This is a genomic window from Labilibaculum euxinicum (genome assembly GCF_009795715.1).
Lineage (GTDB): Bacteria > Bacteroidota > Bacteroidia > Bacteroidales > Marinifilaceae > Labilibaculum > Labilibaculum euxinus.
Genome location: NZ_WTCR01000022.1, coordinates 1 through 14781, shown reverse-complemented (window position 1 = coordinate 14781; position 14781 = coordinate 1). Strand labels below are relative to the sequence as shown.

Sequence of the window (14781 nt, the reverse complement as noted above, 5' to 3'; positions counted from 1 at the left end):
TAACCGGAAATTCTTGATTTAACCATAGAATTCGGGAAAAGTGCTTGCCCCTCAACCTATTTTTTTTGCGAAGCAATTCATAAATTAAGAAGTGAAAACGAAAAGTCCGCTCCAATATGAAACGCCCTGGAAAAGAAATGCCACTCCGTACGGAATGGCATTTTTTATATCTGTATAATCGTACTTTTTAGAATTTACGAAAACCAATTAACCTGCGAACCTCTTCAAGAGTTTTAGCTGCGCTTTCGCGGGCTTTTTCGGCTCCTTGCTGAGTTACTTTTCTTAGGTAAGCATCATCCTGAGAGATATCAAGAAAACGCTCTCTGATTGGTGCTGTAAAGTTGATGATATCTTCGGCCAACTGCTTTTTGAGATCACCGTAACGAACCTCACAGTTGTTGTATTTATCGTTGAAGAAATCGTAAGTATCTTTGGTCGAAACCACGTCCATTAGAGTAAATAAATTTTGAATTGCTTCCGGTTTTTCCTGATTCATAGTTGTTGGACCACTATCCGAAACAGCTTTCATTACTTTTTTACGAATCTCTTTTGGATCTTCGACCAAGCCGATTGCATTTCCTTCCGATTTACCCATTTTCCCGGATCCATCCAATCCCGGAATTTTCACAAATTCTCCGGTGAACGAATAAGGCTGAGGAATTGGGAAGGTTTCTTCCCCGTATGTGTTATTGAATCTTTTTGCAAATTTACGGGCCATCTCTAGATTCTGCTCCTGATCTTTCCCCACCGGTACTCTTTGCGCTTTGTGAATTAAAATATCTGCCGCCATTAAAACCGGGTAGGTTAACAAACCGGCATTCACATTCTCAGGGCTTTTACGTGCTTTATCTTTAAAAGAAGTAGTTCGTTCCAGTTCTCCCAGATATGCATTCATGTTCATCAGCAAATACAGCTCAGGAATTTCAGGAATATCACTCTGCACGTAAATCGTTGCTTTTTCAGGATCGATTCCGCAAGCTAAATATTCAGCCAATACACTTCTAACATTTGAGTGAAGATCAGCAGGAGTCGGATGTGTAGTCAAGGAATGCCAGTCAGCTATAAAGAAAAAACAATTGTTATTGTTCTGCATTTGAACAAAATTCTTTATCGCTCCGAAATAGTTCCCCAGGTGTAAATTTCCTGTAGATCGAATTCCACTAACTACTGTATTCATGATCTGATTTTATTAATAGCCCAAGCATTGAGCCGTTTATATTTAAAAAAATTATCCAGCAAAATTATGAAACGAATCGAACAAAAAAAATATTGAAGGCCTGAAAATAGTGGTAATCTGCTAATATGAAGAAGATTTGTTCTTATTTGTCTTGCTTAGGCATTAATTATTTGCAGTGTAATCCACGCCCACACAATATACCTGCACAATTTCCCTGCTGCCATAAAAAGGGCAACCCAAACAGGCTTACTTCTCAATAAGCCCAATCCCAAAGGAATAATATCCCCAACAAAAGGCAGGAAAGCAAAAAAGGCCAGTGCACTTCCTTTATTCTGAAGAAACAGTTTTGTTTTTTCGGCCTTCGCCTGATTTATGCGAAGAAATTTTTCGATCCATTCCCACTTTCCCAAATAACCCAAATAGTAGGTTAACACTCCTCCCAGCCAATTCCCAAGACTGGCAACAGCAATGGTTACAGATATATCGTAACCAGAATAAACAAAAAGGCTTAAAATTGCTTCGGAACTAAACGGCAATATAGTAGCTGCCAAAAAACTTGCCACAAACAATCCCCAATATCCATATTCAAACAAATCTGCCATAAGGCGCAAAGGTAGCTATTCAATTATAAATTAAGAATGACGAATTAATAATAGAGGAAAGTGCACTAATTTAATTCCATCCACATTTTACTATTCAAGACTTTTACTACTTTCCCACTCTTCCAGACTTTTATTCTATCTTTGTAAAAAAATTAGAACATTATTTATGGAAACTACAAGACAAAGCAAAGTTTCAAGATTGCTGCTAAAGGATTTAAGTGAGATATTTCAGATGGAGTCGAGAAATCTTTTTGGTGGTAAAATGATTTCGGTTACTACTGTTCGTATTAGTCCGGATTTAGGACTTGCAAAAGTATATCTTAGCATTTTCCCTTCCAGTGAAACTGAAGAGACGATGAAATTAATTAAGATGAACACAAAGAATGTTCGCAGAATTCTTGGAAATAAGGTTGGGAAACAACTTAGAATAGTTCCTGAATTGGCATTTTTTGTTGATGATTCGTTAGATTATATCGAAAACATCAACAACTTGCTTTCATAATGCAGCTCACAAACAGCAGTACTTCTCTTAAGTCAATGTAAATTACTTGAACCTTCCCTTCCATATTGCCAAACGTTATCTGTTTTCGAAAAAAAAACAGAATGTAATCAATGTCATTTCGATGATATCGGTTATTGGTGTTGCAATTGGAACTATGGCTCTGGTAATTGTTCTTTCTGTATTCAATGGTTTTGATGGATTGATTCGTGACCTTTTTGGCAGCTTCGATCCTGATTTAAAAATTCTTCCAAGAACAGGTAAAACCTTTGTTCCTGATTCTACTTTCCAGCAAATCAGGAAAATGGAAAATGTGGTTTTCTACTCCGAAGTGCTGGAAGAAAATGCCCTTCTTAAATACGGAAACAAACAACGCCCTGCAATCATAAAAGGTGTAGATGAGGAGTTTACCTTAATGACCGGCATCGACACCATGATGGTTGAGGGAAATTTTTTGCTGAATAGTGGAAAGCATCAGTTTGCTGTACTTGGCTACGGTGTTGCCCGGGATCTTGGTGTGGGGCTCACTTTTACCAATTACATTAAGTTTTATGTACCCAAACGCAATGCAAAATTGGGATTGAACCCAATGAATGCATTTTCGACTGAATATCTGTATCCTTCAGGATATTTTTCCATTCAACAAGATTTTGACTCTCAATATGTATTGGTTCCTCTGGATTTTGCCAGAAAATTATTCGACTACACCAATGAGGTGAGTGGTATTGAACTCTCCATTAAAAATCAGGATGAAGTAGAAAATGTAAAGGAACAAATTCAAGTTCTTTTAGGTGACGATTTTGTAGTAAAAAACCGATTCGAACTGCACGATGTTTTATTTAAAATGATGCAATCGGAAAAAATGGCCATTTTCTTTATTTTAGCTTTTATTCTTGTCATTGCATCCTTTAATGTAATTGGTTCGTTAACCATGCTTATTTTGGATAAAAAAAATGACATTGCTACGCTAAGAAGCATGGGTGCTGAAGAAAAAACGATCCAAAAAATATTTCTGCTTGAAGGTTGGCTTATCTCTCTGTTAGGTGCAGCTATTGGTGTCGGATTGGGACTTGCTATCTGCTTTTTACAGATAAAATTTGGCTTGATTACCCTATCAGGAAACGGAGCTTTTATAATGGATTCCTATCCCGTTGATGTTCATTTTACCGATATTTTTATCATCTTTACAACTGTTGTTTCAATTGGATATGCCGCATCGCGCTATCCGGTTCGCTACATCACCAAACGTTTCCTGCAATTCAATTAATTTGGATTGTCAGGATACCAAACTACCTGCTATACCGTTTTAAATTTCTGAATGGACAAATTGTCCATTTCAAGAAGAACTTTTTAATAATTATTGAAATGAAAAAAATTATTGTTGTTTGCTTTTTTGCATTTGGGTTCTCCTTACTTGCCAACGCGCAGGAAACTGCTCTTACTTCGAAAGGAAAAGTTGTGATTCTTTATGAAAACGGCACATGGAAATATGCTGATGTAAGTGTTTCAGGAGAAAACCCAGCTCAGCAAACCGGAAATACAGTACAAGCTGCAATTGAAGAAACAAGAATTTCAGATGAACCTCTTGTACTAAAAGAAGCCGATGTTGAGAAAATCACTTTTATTGAAGGCCCAAGTGCAAAACTTCTAAAGTATTTTAAGGATAAAAACATTGTCCGATGCGATTTTACTCTTCGCTCTAAGGATGGAAAAGCTACTCTTCAAACTGATTGGAAAATTATGACCGGCGAAGCGTATTCGTACTTTGGCTATATTAAAAAAGAAACCAAACTAAGTCTGGAATTACTTGGAGGACAAATTGTTGATTTGGTTTACATGAATGAATTTGAGCCAAAGGAATTTAGTCAATATGGATTTTCTACCTATTCTGCTCAACTGGATTTAACCGAAGATCAGCTTAAATTACTTCAAAACAAAATTGTAATGAAAGCCACAATGAACTGGAGCCGCAGAGCTGAAGAATATAAGGTTGTGAATCCTTCTTATTTCATTAAAGCAATCCCACAAATCACTGAATAATTCAATTGCATGAAAAATATTTTAATTCTGTCCATTCTGCTCTTAGGCACAATCAGCCAGATAAATGCACAGCTAAAATTAAGAACTCCGGAAGGAAAAGTCGTTCTTTTGTTTGATAACGGCACCTGGAAATACGAGGAAATTAAAAAGGTAGAAGAACCTGTTGTTCCAATAAAATCTGCTGAAGAAATTGCCAAGCCTTTAGTAATTATTGATGCTGAATTGGAGTCTCAGACTGTTATTAAAGGCATTAGCGAAAAATTAAATAAATTCTCGGATACCAATAATCAGGTCAAAGCTGATTTTCAAATCATCTCTAAAGAGGGAAAAGTAATACTAAAAACCAATTGGAAAATTATGGATGCTGAAGGGTTTCGATTTTTTGGATTCATCACCAAAAAATCGAAAATGCTGTTTAGCCTTTCGAACGGAGAGAGTATTGAACTACAGTATGCTGAAGATTTTGAACCGAAAGAATATCCTAAGTACAAATTCACCACCTTCACGGCGGAACTTGAATTGAATGAAGATCAGATCCGGAAATTACAGAATGCCTATCTCGAAAAAGTGGAGATGTACTGGAGCAGGCGAACTGAAAGTTATGAAATTTTCAATCCTGACTATTTCGTAAAAGAACTTCCCAAAATAATCAAATAACAAAAAAGACGCTGAAGCGTCTTTTTTTATTCATCATCTATTTGGAGATTGCCCCATTCCATCGAAATCCGATCCAATATCGGCATTAAATCGGCATAATGATTGGCTCTAAGCATATCAATCCGGGTTTGCTTAAAATTCACCAAACCTTTAAACATACCCGCCATATGTCTTCTCATGTGCAAAATACCGCGCTTTTCATCAATCCACTCAATGGCAGCATCAATTTGCTCTTTTAGCATTTCCACCTGTTGCGATACTGTTGCAGGAGGCAACAATTCACCTGTATTAAAATAGTGCTTTATATCTCTAAAAATCCATGGCTTACCTACCGAAGCACGACCAATCATGATTGCATCAACTCCGTACTTATCGAAAGCTTCCTTTGCTTTTACAGGATTTGTAATATCACCGTTTCCAATAATTGGAATGTGCATGCGCTGATTATTTTTCACATCTCCAATCAAAGTCCAGTCTGCTTCCCCTTTGTACATTTGGCACCGGGTTCTGCCGTGAATAGTTAAACCTTGAATACCCACATCCTGCAATTGTTCTGCCAACTCAACAATGATCTTTGAATCTTCATCCCAACCCAAGCGGGTTTTTACCGTTACCGGTATATTTACCGCCTTAACAACTGCTTCGGTAATTTTCAGCATCTGCGGTACATTTCTCATCATGCCCGAACCAGCTCCTTTAGTTGCCACTTTACGCACCGGGCAACCAAAATTCAAATCTAAAAATTCCGGATTGGCAGCTTCAACAATTTTAGCAGCCTCAGCCATTGGATCAACATCTTTACCATAAATTTGAATGGCAACAGGGCGCTCCTCGTCCAAAATGGTCAATTTTTTCATGGTACGGTTTACCGAACGAATCAATGCATCCGCCGAAATAAATTCAGTATACATCAAATCCGCGCCATAACGCTTGCACAAAACCCTAAAAGGCGGATTGGTAACATCCTCCATTGGTGCCAACAATACCGGCCGTTCTCCTAAATCCAGATTTCCTATCTTCACTTTCTTTTCTTTTTTATCTGGCTGCAAAGATAATAGAAAGTCTTAATAGTCGTAAAAGGTCGAAAGTCGAAAAGCCAAATAGTCCGGCAAGCGACAAAATGAATTTCTTAAATGCGCTTTGTCTGTCTGTAAATCTTGATACTATTTGCTACTTTTGTTCATCAAACTAAAAACAGAAACTCTATGCTAAAAGGATCGTTGAGCCATTACTCCCCGCTTTCGCAATTAATGATGAGTCTACTTGTAGTAGTTGGTTCTTTTATGTTGTGCATGTTTGCCGGCAGTGTACTGGCCTATCTTATTTTTGATGTCAATATCTTCACCGACGCGACAAGCCTGGATATAAATGGTGCTTCTGTGAACATTTCTGTTCTTAAATTTTATCAGTCGATCTACTCTACAGGTATGTTCATTATTCCACCTTTTATCATCGCCTGGTTACTGAATAACAAAGTGCTGACCTATCTTTTTTTAGACCGAAAGTCTTCGTCTTCTCAATACCTGTTAGCAACACTAACAATTATTGCGGCCTTGCCGGCGATCAATCTACTTGCAGATATCAACTCTCATTTGCAGCTGCCTGAATTTCTTTCGGGAGTTGAAGAATGGATGAGACATAGCGAAGATCAGGCCGAAATCATCACCAAGAAATTTTTGGTGATGGAAACACCTTTTGATCTGCTTGTAAATTTGATTTTAATTGCGGTAATTCCTGCCTTGGGAGAAGAACTTTTGTTTCGGGGAGTTATTCAGCGAATCTTCTCTAACATGACTAAAAACGTGCATTGGGGAATCATTATAACAGCTTTTCTTTTCGCAGCTCTGCACATGCAATTCTTTGGTTTGATACCAAGAATGGCAATGGGAATTCTGTTTGGCTACCTACTGGTATGGACAAAAAGTTTATGGGTTCCTATTTTAGCACATTTGATCAATAACGGAATGGCTGTTTGCGTGTCTTATTTCATCAATAAAGGGAAATTACCCGAAGACATTGAAAAATTTGGTGGCAATGATGCAAGCATCTGGATTAGTGGATTTATCTCAATGATAATCCTTACACTGTTGCTATTCAGCCTTTATAGATCGAGAGAAAGGCAAAGTGAGTGAGACTTCTTCAGCTTGTTTTATTTGTTTCAATTTCTCTTTTTCACCTTTACGCCAAACATAAACAATTCCATATTCCGATGATTTCTCCCTTTTCTTTTCATCCGGCAGATCAGCAAATTTAGCTTCCACCTCGTTCCAAAGAGAAAGAATCAAACTATCAGCCTCATCGCGATATTCTGCCACTTTTTCCGAAAACCGATGTGTATTATTCTGTAATGTTTTTTGATTGTTAAATGCCTGTTTAAAGTTCTCACAATTTACTCTTACCAATGCAATCGAAGGACTGTAAATTGGATTCCCTCCCATTCTCATTCGCTCTTGTTCTCCTTTTATCAATTTCTCTCCCCACTCAATTACTTTTACATCCTGTAATAAGGACGGAGCTGCTTTCGAACTGGTTTTTAATCCGTAAAATTCCCGAATCTCAGGTTTCATTTCACCTCTGATAATTGTGAAATTCAAAACCTGAATAAAATGAGAAACATACAATCGCGCTTTACGCAGCTTCTCGTTGTATTCTTTACTTCTGATGGATTGCTGACTAAGTGCCTGACGCTGATTTCTAATTGCCAATTCGTAATGAGGCAAAAACGTCTCTATTTTCTGCAAAAGCAGAAAAGAAAAAGCCAGTTCAAAACGATTTATTCTGTAACTAATATCAAGGGCAGATTTTAAAGCACGTACACGTGCAGAATCAGTATTTGGTAGTCTTCTGTAAGGCATCTAAGTCAATATTTAACAATTAATGTGGCAATGGTTAGTACGAAGATACAAAAAATAAGGATATCAAATTTGGCATTCGCATACAGACACTTTCATTTTTTACCAAATCCTATTTAACTGATATCAACCTTCGTTTAAAGAGGGTTACTTTCCTTAAATAATCTGAAATATGTAAATAAATATTATATTCGTACCCTATTATTAATAGGAAATACAAATTCATGAAGAACATCCTTACCATTCTTATACTGTTTATCGGAGCTCAGTGCGCACTTGCACAACAGGATACTATTGTTTATTATAAAAAGCATGTGCCGCAAGCGACTTCCGAAGGTGCAGATTATCAATACATCGTACGACAAAAAAACAAGAAGACTTCTGTTGTGCAGAAGTGCGCATTTAGAGATGGTAAATGGAAAGTGACTCAAACCGAAACCATAAAACTAAAGAAACCTAACACTTACTATGTTGATGGTGGAAAATATCAATATCAACGTAAGTTTGAAACAATACCCGGAGGATATCAAATTCAAGATAATATCAAAAAAGGAGAGCAAAGCACCAAAGGCATAAGTAGAAGTCTTTTCCCCCTGCATCGAGAAGGACAATGGAATGTATATAGCCACGGCAAACAAAGAAGCGTCAATCTATACAAAGAAGCTGTACTCACTTATTCTTGTTTAATTGGAAAAAATAACGCGCGATTTCCGACCAACACCTATGCAAATGCAGATACCCTGGCTATGTACAAAAAAGGTGCTAAATCATTTTCTTCGGACTTATCCAAGAAGATTGTATATCCAGACATTTGTCAAAAAAATAAACTCGAAGCACTCGTTCTAGTTCTATTCGCAATAGACACAAACGGAACTCCATCTGATTTTCAGATTCTATCAGAAACCAATCAATATTTTAATCAGGCAGCCATTACTGCAATTAAAGATTGTGAGAATTGGAAACCTGCCTTTAAGAACAACAAACCAGTGAAGGTTTACTCAATTGTTCCGGTCAATTTTAAGTTGCGATAACAGATAAAACTATTGCTTAGCCAACAAGAAAACAGTCCAATGAAAAAATACCCTATCTTCTTCCTTCTATTGCTATTAACTGTCAACTCCTACTCCCAGGATATTTTAATGGAACAGGACATTTGCCTTCGCTCCTACCTTTCCGACAGAAGAGATGTATATCCTGTTTTAGATGATTTGTCGGGTAAAATAGCCTTATTCTTACTTGACAATGATACGATAAACGCTCTTACTTACAGCAAAAATTATGAACCATTAAATTCCTGTAAGTGCCCAAGACCAAACGGAAAGTTTAAAATTTTAATCGGAAATACAGTTGTCCAAAATGAGTGCAATCTGTTTTTCACCAACAAGAGGAAAACGGAGTTTCTGGTTAAAACCATTGATTTAAATAACAATACAAGTAAGGAATACAAAATCCCTCTCAAGCTCAATCGCGAAGAATATCTTGAATCTGTTTCTTACAAAAACAAACTCTATATTTTGAGTCGTATCTATTACTCTTCCATTTACAAATTACGTGTGTTTGAGGGATGCGAACCTGCTGTTTGTATTGAGCATGATTTTACAAAAATTCTTTCGGCAAATTCAAAACCCGATCGAATTGCCGATGATCTTTACGATACTCCCAGTGCAACAACCACTACCAACATTAAAAGAATTGAATGCAGCAATCCAAATTCACTGGATATTACATCCGAAGAAAACAAACTCTACTGCTACGATGATAAAATAGTATTGAGCTTTGACGGAGAGAAGGACAAAACGACCCTAATTACCATTGACCTTAACAATTACACCTATACATCAAAAAACTTTAAGCAGGGAGAACTTGAAAAAACAAATAAGCTGGCAACTTTATCGAATTCTTACATCCATGGTAATAAGCTTTATCAACTAATAGTAAATAAAACCGGATTGTGTTTTACGGTTCACAGCCTTAAAACGGACAGCTTACTTAAAACATACAGCGTAAAAAGCGAAGAGGAAATCTATTTCAGAAACTCTGCTTTACTTCAAAAAATTGACGGAAATGGATTTAGCACTTCCGAAAGGGAATTAGACAAAACAAAACAGGTTTTGAGAAAGCTGCTTACGGGATATTTAGGCATTAGTGTATACGAAACCGGTAACAATCTGGAAGTGTTATTGGGCGGGATTAAGGAATCTCCTTCAACGGGAAGTTTGATCGCCATGGGACTCGTTGGAACTGTTGCGGTTCCTTTAGTATCCGGCGGAGCATATTATGCCGTTCCAAATTATACTATGAATTCTTACTCATCCTATGCAAATAGTCGTTCGGTTTATTTCAAATGCCTTTTTGACAAACAAAATTTGGAACATGTAACCGGCAATTCAAGCCCAAATCCTTTTGACAAAATAAAAGAATTCGTCGGCACAATTAAAACGCCTCAATCAACTCAAACTATATTCAAGGTAAACGATTACTTCGTTTTAGGTTATTACTCTTCCAATGAAAAAAAGTATTATCTCCGTAGATTTGAGTAAACAATTAAATCCAAATCTTTTTAAATTACAAAAGCTGGTTAAAATAGGTAAGCAACGGCATTTTTAACGGATAAATAGTTCCTTAACAATTCGAGCACTCCCCCATTTTGGCACATCCTAAATTCAGAAAAGACGGGTTCTCAATAAAATTGGCCATTCTGATTTATGAATTACAGAATCGAAGAATAAAACAGAATGTTCGGGTATCAGAAAAGCTTATCGGATGAAACAAATTGGCAATTCTGATGCCAGAATGATGAATTCTTTGGTGCAAATTGCTATTTCTACAAACAGAAAGTGGAATTTTACAGATCGCTTGCTAAATCGGGTATCCGAATGCTTAATATTGATTACCGGCTGCCAAATTCCAATATCAGAGTGCGCAATTCAGATAAACCTGCAAATAGTATCAACACAAAGTAGTTTAAAAAAAGCCGGCATCGCGCATTATCTTGAATAACCAACACATGCCGAATCGTAATTTATCATCATAAATCAATATATTTCATCTGTTTTGATAATTTTATGTAATTTAGTTTTTTAGTTGTCAAAAATTAATCGTTTCCCCACTTATGAAAATAAATTCTAACTCCTCTACAAAACATTGTGCCGAAATTGGTAACAAGCTTATCTCTTTATTTCAAAAATATTCAATAAAAGAGGATCACTATTACACGGATATTTTTAAAAAACTTTTGCTTATAACCAAGGAGTTGATTGACTCGATTAACCGGGGAGGTGTGCACAATGACAGGAAGGAGAAAGATGCAATACGCGACGCAGATGTACGTGCCGTGTTTTATGAAGTAATGGCCAGATGCAACCGAAGACCAGATGAAAATCAAAAAAAAGCTTTGCGGATAAAAAAGATATTGGATCGGTTTGGAATAGAGATTACTGAGTACACCTATATCAACGAAAGTGCGAACATTAACGCTATGTTAGTCGATTTAACGGCTCCCGAATTAGCCGAAGAAAGAGCTTCGATACCCGATTTAGACAAATTACTTGCGAACCTGCAAAGCTCTCAGTCCGATTTTGAATTGTCTAACCTGGAATTTATTGAAAATACGGTTGATCGGAAAAAAACAAAATCGGCAACTGCTCTTGCCAAAGATCTGAGAGATTTAATCAACAATGAACTTTCTGTTTATCTTCAATCAATGGCAAAGGCAAAACCAAGCCAGTACAAAGAATTTGCCGGATTGCTGACTACAATTATAGAGGACAATAACAAATCAGTAGCAGATCATTTGGCTGCAGTAAAGCGCAAAAAGGAACAGATACAGACTCAAACAATACAAAAAGAATAAAATTATCATCCTGCTTTCACCTTATTTTTATACCCATTTAATTTCAAAACAGACTTTAATTAAAATGAATTAATTTTAAGCTGTACCGAGGCAAAAAAGTAAAGCACAGCCATGTTACGATGCATCTTTTTTAACGAAGATATAGCTGAAAAGAAACTTTTTATAAGGCATGTTTTGATGTTAATTTGTATCGGAATCTAACCTCTTAAAACAAATACATATGCTTGAATGGAAAGAATTAATTCAGGAATGTAATAATTGCACCAAATGTAATCTCTGCAAAACGAGAAACAAAGTAGTAATTGGTACAGGCAACCGAAATGCCCGGCTAATGTTCATTGGCGAAGGCCCCGGACAACAGGAAGATGAGACGGGTGTTCCCTTTGTAGGAAAAGCCGGACAACTCTTTGATAAAATATTACAAGCAATAGATCTAAAAAGAGAAGATGTTTATATTGCCAACATTGTTAAATGCCGACCACCCAACAACCGGGATCCGGAAGAAAATGAGAAAAAAACATGTCTCCCTTACCTGCGAAATCAAGTACGGCTTATTCGTCCGAAAATAGTCGTTTGCTTAGGGAGAATTGCAGCTCAGGAAATCATTGATTCATCCTTCAGAATTACACGTGAAAGAGGAGTCTGGTTCGAGCGAAAAGGCTTCTTGATTACCGCTGTTTATCATCCTTCGGCTCTTCTTAGAGATCCCTCGAAAAAACAAGTCTCCTGGAAAGATTTTAAAGAAATAAAGCGCAGATACGATCTACTTGCCCCCATAAAATAAATCCCATTATTCACAATGTTGATTTCACGGTCAAAACTTACTGAATCAAAAAATCTGCTGTTGGATTCCTGACTTTCTTGTGTAGACTTATTCTACACAACTGTCTCCAATTCTCCACAAAACGAATTTAAATTTTTCTTTAAAACAATTTTACCTCATCCGAAACAAAGAATCTTATCATTTAACTTTCAGTGCATTACATTTCATACTTTAGGAGAAACAAACCAAATAAAGTGAATTGGTATCCTATTTGCATAAGTAAGTAACGTTAATTTAAAATGATTCTTTAAATCAATCTAAGTTGGTTTTATATTGATTTCAAAAACTTATAATTTAAATTTTTAGATATGAAACGAAACATTATTGCCGTTGGTGCATTATTATTTTTTTCTGCAGTTCTTTTTAGCTGTTCAGACAATTCAGATAATAATCCGGAGAAGGGTCTTTCTTTAGAGCAGTCCTTAAAAGAAAAGACTGTTAGTTTAACTACTGCAGTTGATGAAATTACCAGCTCGAAAGGATTTGATATCATTACAATGAACGATCCGGAAACTGTTGCCGGTACAACAAAACAAGGAGACGATACCAGATTTTCTGCAAATATCACTCTTGATGATGTAAAAGGTGTTTACGAATACAGTGCAGCTATACCTGCTGCAACTACCGAAACAAAAATGGGTTACAACTCAAAGTTTGAAAAAACAGGTGACAGTGAAAATTTCATTGTTAAATTGCCTAAAGAAAAAGCTGGAAATCCTTGGAAACTGTATATGACAGAAGATGGTGACAGCGTATTGGTAAATGATTTTGTGATCACTACAACTCAGTACAACTATTCATTTTCTGCAGGAGAAGGATTTAGCTTTGATTATCTTTTAAATTCAGCTATTGAGGTGGATAGCGTTCCTGCCGGTGAATTATTCGTTGATTGGTCTATAAACAACAACCTAAACTTTGAGTACGAATCTAAATTTTCATTTATTGATGATTACTCTGTAGGTATTAAATTCTCACACGGAGATACTGTTTCTTATGCTTACAACCTTAAAAACGGGGAAGATGTTCTTTTTAAAGAAGAAATGCAATTCACAAAAGGAGATAGTACAAACAGCAGAGCCTACGAATACAAACTGGCAATCGGAATTATCGAGATTGTTAAGAATTCAACCAGCGATTCGTACATGGTATACCGCGATGGTGTTTTAGAGGAAGGTGCTGTTATTGAAGTAATCAACAACAGCGGCGAGTCAACCGAAGCTGATGCTGTATTCTGTAGAAAAGGCCGTGATTTAAAAATTACTTTTGCTGATGATTCAGTTGTTGTTCTTTCAGAACTATTAGGACAAGATACCCGCGATAAAATGGCTGAGATTTTCAGCTCGATGTACGACATGTATTTCGTGAATCACGTGGTTAATAAAGTAGCTCACGAAGCATATTATATGAATCAGGCAGGCAGCTAACAGTTGTTCATAAAAAATTGAAATCCGGTCGTTTGTCCGGATTTTTTGTATTAACGCAAAAAGCTTTTAAATATGATGTTTCGTTTGTCTATGATAATTTGCTTCACCCTGCTGCAATTCAATTTGCATGCTCAAAAAACGAATACAGCGGTTCAAATTGGAAAAGCCAGTTTCTATGCCGACAGATTTGAAGGAAAACGAACTGCTTGCGGAGAAAGATATCATCACAAAAACTATACTGCAGCTCACAGAAGCCTTCCTTTTGGCACTTTGGTAAAAGTGGTTAATCTGGACAATAAAAAGGCTGTAATCGTTCGTATTAACGATCGTGGGCCATATGCAAAGGGGAGAATAATAGATCTATCCAAATCGGCAATAAAAGAGATAGGCAATATCAATCAGGGAGTGTTTTCCGTTTCGGTAGAAGTTTATCAGAAGGATCTGGATATGATTCCAATACAGTATATTTTTAATCCAATACCAGCAAAGGAACAAATGTTGTTCGGCTTTTGAATAAAGCCACGGTGCGATGCACCTTAAAAAGATAAACTCACGATATAACTACAAAGACTGCGCGACTCTGTCGCCTAAAAACTTCAATCAGCCTATAAATCTACCATAAGCATTTTGGTGCAAAGCACCGAAACAAGCTTAGCTTACCTATTATCATCGCAAAAAAACAATCAAATCAAAAACCCCGGTGCTCTGCACCTTAAAAAATCAAACTTACGATATGCTGCAAAGACTGCGCGACTCTGTCGCTTAAAAAACCAATTACACAATTTTGTTGTTAAAGTGCAAAGCACTTTGGTGTTTGTAGTATAAAGCGGTTGATGAAATGAAACAGGTGCAGA

General features: G+C 36.6%; 16 protein-coding genes. 12 read left to right on the top strand and 4 right to left on the bottom strand.

All coding sequences use genetic code 11. The features are described 5' to 3' along the window. Nucleotides 1-187: 187 nt before the first annotated feature. The gene (gene trpS, locus GQR60_RS19490; RefSeq protein ID WP_124994544.1) at nucleotides 188-1177 is read right to left on the bottom strand and encodes a tryptophan--tRNA ligase; all 990 of its coding nucleotides are present in this window, start codon (nucleotides 1175-1177) and stop codon (nucleotides 188-190) included. A gap of 155 nt (nucleotides 1178-1332) precedes the next feature. Beyond that, entirely contained in the window at nucleotides 1333-1779 is a 447-nt protein-coding gene (locus GQR60_RS19485) for a YqaA family protein (RefSeq protein ID WP_124994543.1), read from the bottom strand. 166 nt (nucleotides 1780-1945) lie between these two features. On the opposite strand from GQR60_RS19485, the gene rbfA reads away from it, so the two are divergent. The 4 genes from rbfA to GQR60_RS19465 all read left to right on the top strand — a co-directional run bounded on the left by rbfA (nucleotide 1946) and on the right by GQR60_RS19465 (nucleotide 4975). Then, the gene (gene rbfA / locus GQR60_RS19480; protein ID WP_124994542.1) at nucleotides 1946-2281 is read left to right on the top strand and encodes a 30S ribosome-binding factor RbfA; all 336 of its coding nucleotides are present in this window, start codon (nucleotides 1946-1948) and stop codon (nucleotides 2279-2281) included. A 121-nt stretch (nucleotides 2282-2402) separates the two neighbouring features. Next, nucleotides 2403-3545, top strand: a complete 1143-nt coding sequence (locus GQR60_RS19475; RefSeq protein ID WP_225441460.1) for an ABC transporter permease — start codon at nucleotides 2403-2405, stop codon at nucleotides 3543-3545. Between the two features lie 98 nt (nucleotides 3546-3643). After that, nucleotides 3644-4318 (top strand): hypothetical protein, encoded by a 675-nt coding sequence (locus GQR60_RS19470; RefSeq protein ID WP_124994540.1) that lies wholly within the window; start codon nucleotides 3644-3646, stop codon nucleotides 4316-4318. Between the two features lie 9 nt (nucleotides 4319-4327). Next, nucleotides 4328-4975: a hypothetical protein gene (locus GQR60_RS19465; RefSeq protein ID WP_124994539.1), complete on the top strand. Its 648-nt coding sequence runs from the start codon at nucleotides 4328-4330 to the stop codon at nucleotides 4973-4975. A gap of 26 nt (nucleotides 4976-5001) precedes the next feature. On the opposite strand, the gene dusB is transcribed toward GQR60_RS19465, so the two are convergent. Beyond that, a complete protein-coding gene (gene dusB, locus GQR60_RS19460; RefSeq protein ID WP_124994538.1) occupies nucleotides 5002-5997 on the bottom strand; it encodes a tRNA dihydrouridine synthase DusB in 996 nt (331 codons plus the stop codon). A gap of 183 nt (nucleotides 5998-6180) precedes the next feature. Here dusB and GQR60_RS19455 point away from each other — a divergent pair, with 183 nt between their 5' ends. Next, nucleotides 6181-7107 carry a CPBP family intramembrane glutamic endopeptidase gene (locus tag GQR60_RS19455; protein WP_124994537.1) on the top strand — a complete coding sequence of 309 codons (927 nt, stop codon included), beginning with the start codon at nucleotides 6181-6183 and terminating at the stop codon, nucleotides 7105-7107. On the opposite strand, the gene GQR60_RS19450 is transcribed toward GQR60_RS19455, so the two are convergent. Continuing rightward, on the bottom strand, nucleotides 7066-7830 hold the full coding sequence (locus tag GQR60_RS19450) for a hypothetical protein (protein WP_124994536.1): 765 nt from the start codon (nucleotides 7828-7830) through the stop codon (nucleotides 7066-7068). The genes GQR60_RS19455 and GQR60_RS19450 overlap by 42 nt on opposite strands. A 221-nt stretch (nucleotides 7831-8051) precedes the next feature. Between GQR60_RS19450 and GQR60_RS19445 the strand changes: the two genes are divergently transcribed. The 7 genes from GQR60_RS19445 (at nucleotide 8052) to GQR60_RS19415 (ending at nucleotide 14440) form a co-directional block, all read left to right on the top strand. Further along, a complete protein-coding gene (locus GQR60_RS19445; protein WP_124994535.1) occupies nucleotides 8052-8858 on the top strand; it encodes an energy transducer TonB in 807 nt (268 codons plus the stop codon). A 39-nt stretch (nucleotides 8859-8897) separates the two neighbouring features. Further along, nucleotides 8898-10367: a hypothetical protein gene (locus GQR60_RS19440; protein WP_124994534.1), complete on the top strand. Its 1470-nt coding sequence runs from the start codon at nucleotides 8898-8900 to the stop codon at nucleotides 10365-10367. 223 nt (nucleotides 10368-10590) lie between these two features. Further along, nucleotides 10591-10827, top strand: coding sequence for a hypothetical protein (locus GQR60_RS19435; protein ID WP_124994533.1), 237 nt, complete (start codon nucleotides 10591-10593; stop codon nucleotides 10825-10827). A gap of 112 nt (nucleotides 10828-10939) precedes the next feature. Continuing rightward, a complete protein-coding gene (locus GQR60_RS19430) occupies nucleotides 10940-11680 on the top strand; it encodes a DUF6261 family protein (protein WP_124994532.1) in 741 nt (246 codons plus the stop codon). 220 nt (nucleotides 11681-11900) lie between these two features. Continuing rightward, nucleotides 11901-12464 (top strand): uracil-DNA glycosylase, encoded by a 564-nt coding sequence (locus tag GQR60_RS19425; RefSeq protein WP_191991655.1) that lies wholly within the window; start codon nucleotides 11901-11903, stop codon nucleotides 12462-12464. Between the two features lie 347 nt (nucleotides 12465-12811). Then, the gene (locus tag GQR60_RS19420) at nucleotides 12812-13927 is read left to right on the top strand and encodes a hypothetical protein (protein WP_124994530.1); all 1116 of its coding nucleotides are present in this window, start codon (nucleotides 12812-12814) and stop codon (nucleotides 13925-13927) included. Nucleotides 13928-13999: 72 nt separating this feature from the next. Next, a complete protein-coding gene (locus GQR60_RS19415; RefSeq protein ID WP_225441459.1) occupies nucleotides 14000-14440 on the top strand; it encodes a septal ring lytic transglycosylase RlpA family protein in 441 nt (146 codons plus the stop codon). The last annotated feature ends 341 nt before the right edge of the window (nucleotides 14441-14781 follow it).

Coding starts and splice junctions, on each gene's coding strand:
- GQR60_RS19475 (WP_225441460.1), top strand. CDS start 2,403: ATGATATCGGTTATTGGTGTTGCAATTGGAACTATGGCTCTGGTAATT.
- GQR60_RS19440 (WP_124994534.1), top strand. CDS start 8,898: ATGAAAAAATACCCTATCTTCTTCCTTCTATTGCTATTAACTGTCAAC.
- GQR60_RS19420 (WP_124994530.1), top strand. CDS start 12,812: ATGAAACGAAACATTATTGCCGTTGGTGCATTATTATTTTTTTCTGCA.
- GQR60_RS19445 (WP_124994535.1), top strand. CDS start 8,052: ATGAAGAACATCCTTACCATTCTTATACTGTTTATCGGAGCTCAGTGC.
- GQR60_RS19425 (WP_191991655.1), top strand. CDS start 11,901: ATGCTTGAATGGAAAGAATTAATTCAGGAATGTAATAATTGCACCAAA.
- GQR60_RS19470 (WP_124994540.1), top strand. CDS start 3,644: ATGAAAAAAATTATTGTTGTTTGCTTTTTTGCATTTGGGTTCTCCTTA.
- GQR60_RS19485 (WP_124994543.1), bottom strand. CDS start 1,779: ATGGCAGATTTGTTTGAATATGGATATTGGGGATTGTTTGTGGCAAGT.
- GQR60_RS19415 (WP_225441459.1), top strand. CDS start 14,000: ATGATGTTTCGTTTGTCTATGATAATTTGCTTCACCCTGCTGCAATTC.
- rbfA (WP_124994542.1), top strand. CDS start 1,946: ATGGAAACTACAAGACAAAGCAAAGTTTCAAGATTGCTGCTAAAGGAT.
- GQR60_RS19450 (WP_124994536.1), bottom strand. CDS start 7,830: ATGCCTTACAGAAGACTACCAAATACTGATTCTGCACGTGTACGTGCT.
- GQR60_RS19455 (WP_124994537.1), top strand. CDS start 6,181: ATGCTAAAAGGATCGTTGAGCCATTACTCCCCGCTTTCGCAATTAATG.
- GQR60_RS19430 (WP_124994532.1), top strand. CDS start 10,940: ATGAAAATAAATTCTAACTCCTCTACAAAACATTGTGCCGAAATTGGT.
- trpS (WP_124994544.1), bottom strand. CDS start 1,177: ATGAATACAGTAGTTAGTGGAATTCGATCTACAGGAAATTTACACCTG.
- GQR60_RS19435 (WP_124994533.1), top strand. CDS start 10,591: ATGAAACAAATTGGCAATTCTGATGCCAGAATGATGAATTCTTTGGTG.
- GQR60_RS19465 (WP_124994539.1), top strand. CDS start 4,328: ATGAAAAATATTTTAATTCTGTCCATTCTGCTCTTAGGCACAATCAGC.